This is a genomic window from Paenisporosarcina sp. P5_A11 (assembly GCF_056400705.1).
Genome location: NZ_JBFUKT010000320.1, coordinates 1 through 1780 on the forward strand (window position 1 = coordinate 1; position 1780 = coordinate 1780).

The 1780-nt window shown below is 42.5% G+C and carries 2 protein-coding genes; one reads left to right on the forward strand and one right to left on the reverse strand.

Annotated features, from left to right (window positions below):
* Positions 1-65: 65 nt before the first annotated feature.
* Positions 66-815 (reverse strand): hydrogen peroxide-dependent heme synthase, encoded by a 750-nt coding sequence (gene hemQ / locus AC1DOS_RS19880; protein WP_108586155.1) that lies wholly within the window; start codon positions 813-815, stop codon positions 66-68.
* Positions 816-1401: 586 nt separating this feature from the next.
* Here hemQ and AC1DOS_RS19885 point away from each other — a divergent pair.
* A partial coding sequence (locus AC1DOS_RS19885; RefSeq protein ID WP_477538873.1) for a phosphate acyltransferase occupies positions 1402-1780 on the forward strand: 379 nt, incomplete at its 3' end.

A 1780-nucleotide genomic window follows, 5' to 3' on the forward strand; every position in this document is an offset into this window, starting at 1 on the left:
GAAAGGGGAGGGGAATTCCTGTTCAATATAAAAAAAGGCCACGCAATTATGCGTAGCCTCATTATTTATACTTTTAAAAATTCAGATGTTTTGTCTGCGTCTAATAGCGTACCAACGAAGAACGAACCGAACTCTGCAAAACGAGCACTCACTTCATCAAAACGCATTTCGTAAATTAATTTTTTAAATTGAAGTACATCATCAGCGAATAAGGTAACGCCCCATTCATAATCGTCAAAACCGATTGAACCACTGATAACTTGTTTTACTTTTCCAGCGTATCCGCGACCAATCATACCATGACTGCGCATCATTGACTTGCGGTCTTCCATTGAAAGCATGTACCAGTTGTCATTGCCATCACGACGTTTGTCCATAGGGTAGAAACAAACATATTGTGAACGGGGAAGTTCAGGATATAAACGACTACGGACATGTGGATTTTGATAAGGATCTTCGTTTGATTCGCCAGCTAAGTAGTTTGAAAGTTCAACTACAGATACATACGAATAAGTCGGAATTGTATATTCAGCAATAGCTAATTTATTGAATTTCGCTTCCAACTGTTGTAACTCATCCATCGTTTCACGCAAAGTCATCAACATAAAATCTGCTTTTTGGCCAATAATTGAATAAAAAGCATGGCTTCCTGTTTTTGCTTCATGTGCAACATCTAAATCTTCTATAAATGCTAAGAATTCAATTACCGCTGCGGTGCGATCTTCAGTTGACACTTGTTTCCAAGATGTCCAATCCATCGAACGGAAATCATGTAACGCGTACCAACCATCTAAAGTTTCTGCTGCTGCACTCATGTATAGGACACTCCTTCATAATTAAGAAATACTCAAAATCAGTCTACCACAAAGCCCTAAAGATGCCTACAATGTCACCATTCCGACAAGACGAACTATGACAAAATCGTGTATGCTAATAGAAAAGCGGAAAGCGCCACTCAAGCTCGACGCCGGCGCTGGAAGAACCGATTCGAAAGCCTGCTTTCGCATTAGTATGGAAGAAAGGCTAAGTTCGCGACGTCCTGTCGCAACGCCTTCATGACCCACCTCCTGTGGCCCCAAGCTAAGGTGCGTGCTGGCGCTTATAGCTAGACAATGAAAGGCGGAAAGCGCCACTCAAGCTCGACGCCGGCGCTGGAAGAACCGATTCGAAAGCCTGCTTTCGCATTAGTATGGAAGAAAGGCTAAGTTCGCGACGTTCTGTCGCAACGCCTTCATGACCCACCTCCTGTGGCCCTAAGCTTAGGTGCGTGCTGGCGCTTATAGCTAGACAATGAAAAGCGGAAAGCGCCACTCAAGCTCGACGCCGGCGCTGAATGGTCGAAAATCCATAGAGCCTGTACCTACAAATACTTTTGATCTTCCATGAAAGGAATGATACATCATGACGAATTTGTTTGAAGAAATTAAACGAACCATTTCAGAAAAATATATAAAAATTGTTTTGCCCGAAGGAACGGACGAGCGTGTTCTGCAAGCTGCATTTAATTTGTATAATGAAGGTTTAGTTACGCCAATTCTAGTGGGTCCACACGAACTGGTGAATGTGGCGGCAACACAAGTTGGGATTGATCTAACAGGAATTGAAATAGTAGACCCAGTGAAATACGATCACTTAGAAGAAATGATAGAAAAATTTGTAGAACGTAGGAATGGAAAAGTCACACCAGTTCAAGCTCGCATTCAACTAAAAGATGTCAATACATTTGGTACGATGCTCGTTTACACAGGGTACGCTCAAGGGTTAGTCAGTGGTGCAATTC

Bases quoted from the DNA above. Each gene is read 5' to 3' on its own strand.
- hemQ (WP_108586155.1), bottom strand. From the start codon at position 815: ATGAGTGCAGCAGCAGAAACTTTAGATGGTTGGTACGCGTTACATGAT.